6 protein-coding genes and 1 rRNA gene are annotated in these 6,431 nt (G+C 33.5%); 5 read left to right on the top strand and 2 right to left on the bottom strand.

Annotated elements, in window-relative coordinates; all coding sequences use genetic code 11:
- The first annotated feature begins 194 nt into the window (after positions 1–194).
- A 5S ribosomal RNA gene (gene rrf, locus FHP05_RS14250) occupies positions 195–310 on the top strand.
- A gap of 525 nt (positions 311–835) precedes the next feature.
- Here rrf and FHP05_RS14245 read toward each other — a convergent pair.
- Both FHP05_RS14245 and FHP05_RS14240 read right to left on the bottom strand, forming a co-directional pair.
- Positions 836–2,017 (bottom strand): dicarboxylate/amino acid:cation symporter, encoded by a 1,182-nt coding sequence (locus FHP05_RS14245; protein WP_147670484.1) that lies wholly within the window; start codon positions 2,015–2,017, stop codon positions 836–838.
- A 107-nt stretch (positions 2,018–2,124) separates the two neighbouring features.
- Positions 2,125–2,319, bottom strand: coding sequence for a hypothetical protein (locus FHP05_RS14240; RefSeq protein ID WP_147670483.1), 195 nt, complete (start codon positions 2,317–2,319; stop codon positions 2,125–2,127).
- A gap of 221 nt (positions 2,320–2,540) precedes the next feature.
- On the opposite strand from FHP05_RS14240, the gene FHP05_RS14235 reads away from it, so the two are divergent.
- The 4 genes from FHP05_RS14235 to FHP05_RS14220 are packed head-to-tail and all read left to right on the top strand — an operon-like array spanning position 2,541 to position 6,430.
- Positions 2,541–4,175: a putative polysaccharide biosynthesis protein gene (locus tag FHP05_RS14235; protein WP_147670481.1), complete on the top strand. Its 1,635-nt coding sequence runs from the start codon at positions 2,541–2,543 to the stop codon at positions 4,173–4,175.
- Between the two features lie 13 nt (positions 4,176–4,188).
- Positions 4,189–4,917 carry a pseudouridine synthase gene (locus FHP05_RS14230; RefSeq protein WP_147670478.1) on the top strand — a complete coding sequence of 243 codons (729 nt, stop codon included), beginning with the start codon at positions 4,189–4,191 and terminating at the stop codon, positions 4,915–4,917.
- An 18-nt stretch (positions 4,918–4,935) separates the two neighbouring features.
- Entirely contained in the window at positions 4,936–5,502 is a 567-nt protein-coding gene (thpR, locus tag FHP05_RS14225; RefSeq protein WP_147670476.1) for an RNA 2',3'-cyclic phosphodiesterase, read from the top strand.
- Between the two features lies 1 nt (position 5,503).
- Positions 5,504–6,430, top strand: a complete 927-nt coding sequence (locus FHP05_RS14220; RefSeq protein WP_147670474.1) for a nuclease-related domain-containing protein — start codon at positions 5,504–5,506, stop codon at positions 6,428–6,430.
- The last annotated feature ends 1 nt before the right edge of the window (position 6,431 follow it).

The raw sequence follows: 6,431 nt of genomic DNA, 5'->3' as shown, positions 1-6,431 counted from the left end.
TAGGTCCGAGGTGGAAGCGTGGTGACACGTGGAGCTGACGGATACTAATTGATCGAGGACTTGACTAGATACATTGTTATTGATAAATGGTACACTTCTTATTTGGTTTTCAAGGTATAACTTTTTTTAAAAAAAGACTTGCATTTTTTGATAGAAATGCGTATAATATCTCTTGTCTTTAAAAATAATACTTGTCTGGTGATGAAGGCGAAGAGGTCACACCTGTTCCCATATCGAACACAGAAGTTAAGCTCTTCAGCGCCGATGGTAGTTGGGGCATAGCCCCTGCAAGAGTAGGACGTTGCCAGGCAACAAAAGCAGGATACACATTAAATGTGTATCCTGCTTTTTTATGTATGAAAAATGAAGTTGTTTTTGGGGAAACATAAGTTGCCATAAACTAGCTATGATTGGTAGATGAAGAAAATGTAGCACTAGATTTTTCCACATTGACTAAGGTAATTGTGAAATACGAAAAAGCAATAAGATCTACCAGTGAGCGAATACCCGGGGGAAGGCAACTTTATTGAAACTAATTACAAGTTCATTATAAAAAAGGTTAGGATAATATTTCCTCGATAAGAGTAATCGTTATCACTTATGAGATACGAAAAAATCTTTTTAAATATAGAAACGTTGAAGAAATGTGTATTTTTAGGAGTATGTTAGAGATAACAAGAGTAACAGTGATAACATTAGATTATTTTTAGGAATTGATTTCTCTCTAAGGGCGTATAGAATAAGAAAGAATATGAGGAAAATATAAATGCTAAAAAGTTATTCATTACAATACAGAAAAAAACCGCAAGCTCTTATAAACTTGCGGTTTTTCATGTTATGATGTGGTTGTAGATGTGATATCCTTTTTCTTACTAATGGAATGAACAATCGATGTGATGGCACCATCTCCAGTAACATTACATGCTGTTCCAAAACTATCTTGCGCTATATATAATGCAATGATAAGTGATAACATTGTTTGGTTAAATCCTAACATGGAATCCAACAAGCCAAGTGCTGCCATTACGGCTCCCCCAGGAACTCCAGGAGCTGCAATCATAGTAACTCCTAGCATTAAAATGAATGGAAAATAATCGGAAAATATATTAGGATTACCTTGTAAAAACATAATAGCCATCGAACAACTAACAAGTGTGATTGTACTACCAGATAGATGAATATTTGCTAATAAAGGAATTGTAAAGTCTGCTAGTCGTTCACGAACATTTAATTGCTTTGTTCGCTCTAATGTCACAGGAATTGTTGCTGCTGATGATTGAGTCCCTAAAGCTGTAAAATAAGCTGGTGACATTGTTTTTAAAGCAGTCAATGGATTTTGCTTGCTAAGGGTTCCAGCAACCGTATATTGACCTATTAAATAAAGAATGTGCAAAAGAATAATCATGATAAATACTTTGGCAAACACATTTAAAATTGTACCTACTTGGCCAGCATATGTCATATTGGCAAAGATCCCAAATATATGAAATGGTAAAAATGGAATAATAACTTTTACAATAACCAACTGAATAATGTCTCGTAATTCATTCATGGCATTTATCATTGTATTTCCTTTGATTGAAATCATCCCTAAACCTAAAACAAAGGCTAGTAATAATGCTGTAATTACATCAATTGGTGGAGTTATTTCTAATTCAATAAAAGATGTTGCAAGACTTTCTGATGGATCACTAAGAGTTTTTAGTGACTGCCCTTTTAACATAAATGGATATACATTCTTTGCAACAAAGAAAGCAATAACACCAGCAATTATCGTTGAAGCATAGGCGATGATTGCAGTTAATCCGAGTAATTTTCCTGCACCTTTTCCCAATGTACCAATACCTGCTGCAATAAAGCCTAAAATAATTAATGGAATAATAAAGTCTAAAAAGTTGCCAAATAAATCATTAAAGGTTGCGAAAATACGAACAAGCCATTCAGGAGAAATAAATCCTATCGCAACTCCAAGAATGATTGCAATGATTATTTTTATTAATAAACCAAACCCTTTCATGTTTTTCCCTCCTTTTTTATATAAAGATATCCTTAAGTATACCAAATTGTAATGAAAACCAAACAAAAAATGATAAAGCGCACAAAATTGTGCGCTTTAAAAGTCTTTTAACTCATACCATGAGGGCCAAGTGTTTGAGAATCTGTTTGTTCTATATTCATGTTACTTATTTGAGAAACTAATGGTAACATTTTTTGAACAGTTTGACCTAAATCTCGATTGCTTCTTTTCATTGAATAAAATGTTGCAGCTCCAATTCCTACTGATGCAAGCAGTGGAATCCAATTATTATTTCTCTCCATTCACAATCAAATCCTTTCGCATGATATGCTAAAGACAGTCTTAGCATTTGTTATAGAGAAGGATTTCATTCATGGAAGCATCTCCCATCATTTTATGTGCATGATGGGTTTTCCATCTACTTATTTAAAATAAAACCTATAAATTTCGACTCTCTTTACCAATATATGATAAAATAACGTGTAGTGCAAAAAGAAATAGTGAAGTATATGCAGGTGAAGTCATGTCAAATCAGATTGTAAGAGGAACAATGCTTTTAACGTTCGCATCTTTCTTATCAAAATTTTTAGGAATGATTTATGTTATACCTTTTAACGGTTTAGTTGGAGATACAGGGGGAACATTATACAGTTTTGCGTATACCCCATATAATATCTTCCTTAGTTTATCCACAATAGGTGTACCATTAGCTGTATCAAAATTTGTATCGAAATACAATTCATTAAATGATTATGAGACTGGTTTACGAATGTTTAAAGCGGGTATTACTTTAATGGCAGTAACTGGTTTGTTATCCTTTTTAGGACTTTTTTTTGGTGCTGGAAAAATAGCAGAATTTGCTGTGCCAAATGATCTATCCATGCAACAGGACACGAAAATGGTTATTCGAATGGTTAGTTTTGCTTTATTAATCATTCCTTCCATGAGTATTGTTCGTGGTTTCTTTCAAGGATACCAATCCATGGGACCTACTGCTGTTTCTCAAGTTATTGAGCAGATTGTACGAATTGTATTTGTGTTAGCTGGTGCATTCTTAGTTATTAAAGTATTTGATGGAACTATTGCTACTGCAGTTGGTCTAGCAACATTTGGAGCTTTCGTTGGTGCTATTGGCTCATGTGTTGTGTTATGGATTTATTGGCAGAAGCGTAAAGACTATATTCAAGAAAATATAACTCAACAACAGTATACCCATGATATTCCAATGAAAGATTTATTTAAGGAATTATTTAGATATGCTGGACCTTTTATTATTGTTGGGTTGGCAACAACATTATATCAACTTGTAGATATGTTTACGTTTGAACGAGCGATGCACGCTATTGGACAGAATGATTATAAAATATCTTATGCTGCTATTAATTTATATGGTCATAAGTTAATCATTATACCAGGGACAATAGCTACAGGATTATCTTTAGCTATCTTACCAGCCTTGACAAAATCATTTGTTGAAAAAAATAAAAAAAGAATACATGAGCAAATTAATCAAGCATTACAAATTATTGCAGTACTTGTTATTCCTGCTGCAGTTGGGTTATTAATGTTATCAGATGAAATCTATGGTTCGTTATATGGTTTAGACAATATCGAAATAACGGGTTCACTTCTTGCTTGGTATGCACCAGTGGCCTTGTTATTTGCCTTATTTACTGTTTCATCATCACTTTTACAGGGGATTAATCGACAAGGATTTACTGTGATTAGCTTATCAGCAGGATTGTTTTTAAAAGTTGCATTAAATATTCAACTAATCCATATGTTTGGTGCAAAAGGAGCAATTTTTGGTACTGCAATCGCTGCAGGAACGGCAGTATGCTTAAATCTTTGGCACATGAAAAAGGCTGTTAATTTTTCATTTAAGCAATTATTTAAACGAACACTTCTTGTTCTGATTTTTTCTGCCATTATGGCTATTATTATTTTGTTTTTAAAATTTATATTTGAATTCTTTCTACCGTATGAAACGAAAAGATGGGCAACAACAGTGATGATGCTCATCGGTGTAAACGTCGGTGGAGGAGTATATTTATGGTTAGCCTATGCGTCTACGTTATTCGAGCATGTTTTTGGAGCGGGACTTGAGGATAAATTAAAAACAAAAATGAAAGGGATAACTCGTATCTTTAAAAAATGAGGTGGAAGTAGATATGCGGCTTGATAAATTATTAGCAAATGTTGGCATCTACGGAAGTAGGAAAGATGTGAAGAAAATCCTTAAAAAAGGAAAGGTAATGGTTAATGGCGCAAGAGTCAAAGCTGGAAGTATCCATGTTGATCCAGAAGTAGATGAAATAGATGTGAATGGGGAGCTTGTTACATATCGCGAATTTATTTATCTTATGTTGAATAAACCACCGGGATACATTTCGGCAACCGAAGACGATATTCATGAAACAGTTATTGATTTATTAGCAGAACCATTACAATATTCCAAGCCATTTCCGGTGGGGAGATTAGATAAAGACACAGAAGGACTCTTATTATTAACGAACGATGGGAAGCTCGCCCATCGTCTCCTTTCACCAAAGCAAGGTATAGAAAAAGAGTACTATGCAAAGGTTCGTGGTGTAGTAGATGATAAAGATGTGAATTCGTTTCAAAATGGAGTGTTATTAGATGATGGGTATATGACCAAAGAGGCGCAGTTACATATTTTATCACAAGATGAAATTTCAGAAGTGAAAGTAACTATTACCGAGGGGAAATTCCATCAGGTGAAACGAATGTTTCAAGCAGTAGGTAAAGAAGTCGTGTATTTAAAACGAATTCGGATGGGAGAAATTATATTAGATTCTTCACTATCTCTAGGGGACTATCGGGAATTAACTAATCAGGAAATGGCTTATTGTAAGTCTCTTTTTCTAAGTAATAAATAGAAGCCAGGGGGCATTTATATGAAGAAAAATACACATTACTTCATTGCTATTCCATTACCTTCTGAGATAAAGCAATATTATTCTCTATGGCAAACAGATTTAAAACGATTAGCTCCATATAAACAATGGACACATCCGAGTGATTTTCATATTACATTGAAATTTCTTGGGAATATGAATGATAACCAATTGAAAGAACTTGACCATAAGCTGCAGTATATTTCTACATTACAACCTTTCACGATGCAGATAGGGAAATTGGGGTCGTTTGGTAACCAAACATCTCCTAGGGTACTGTGGCTTGGTGTGGAACATCACCGAAATCTCCTTAATTTACAAAAACAAGTAGAGAAATTGGCTGAAAAAATTGGATTTCCTAAAGAGAAAAGACAGTATAACCCACATATTACTCTTGCGAAAAAATGGAAAGACCCTTCCATATCTTTACCGATGGAGCCATTAAAACAACGATATCAAGGGCAATATAAAGAACTTTTTGTTAATCAGGTTGTAATATATCAAATTAATCCAAAACAATCTCCAAAATATAAATGTATACGAACATATCCATTACGTGGTGAATAACATGGCACAACTAGTTAAATTATATGACTATATTTCTCGGTATGAATGGAATACGTATCGTTATCCAACACAATTTATCCGCTTAAAGCAAGAAAATTGGAAAAAGCTTTATAATCGTTGGGTAGATAAGCATGAAATAAAGGCAAATGAATCTGAAGAAATACCAAAACCTTTGTTTAATAGGCTTCCATGGAAGTTTCTATCCGGAAAAGATAAGGAATTAGAAACCGAAAAAACAGAAGATGAAATAAATGGTATTCCCGAGACGGAAGAGGGATTGAAACAAGTTTTTTTAAATCGACTTTTCCCTTTTCAATTAAAATGGGCTACATCGACAATAACTGATGTTTCCTTAGTTGATGAAAAAGTATATAAAGATAAGACATTAATCTATTTTTTACAACGCTTTCCAGATAATTACTTTTTACTTTATTTTCCTGTTTTTGCTGTAAAAAATGCTCCGGTTGATGGAGAGATTATTTTAATTAGTCCATTAGGAATTGAAATTATTTATTTATTAGAAGAAACAAATCGAGATGCATTATTTAAAATTGATGATAAACGCCATTGGACTGTATACAAAGGTGGACAACAGTTAAAGATAGTTAGCCCAATCATTGCTTTAAAACGAACAGAACAAATTGTTAAAAGTATTTTAAAAAATGAACAAGTGAATTATCCTGTCCGTAAATTGGTTATATCTAAGACAAATCATATTGTTTACACCCAAAAACCATACAATACATATATTATCGGAAAAAATGATTATGAAGATTGGTTTTTGCAATGTCGTTCTCTTGCTACTCCGCTTAAAGGCCAACAAATAAAAGTAACAGAAATGATTTTAAAATATTGCCAGTCAGCATCAATCAGAAGACCGGAATGGGAAGAAGAAACAGATTCTTTTTCATTAGCAGATGAGGGATAAA

The sequence above is a fragment of the Cerasibacillus terrae genome (assembly GCF_008039555.1).
In the GTDB taxonomy this organism is placed as follows: Bacteria; Bacillota; Bacilli; order Bacillales; family Amphibacillaceae; genus Cerasibacillus; species Cerasibacillus terrae.
The sequence above is the reverse complement of the archived record's forward strand: the minus strand, read 5'-3'. Positions and strand labels throughout refer to the sequence as shown.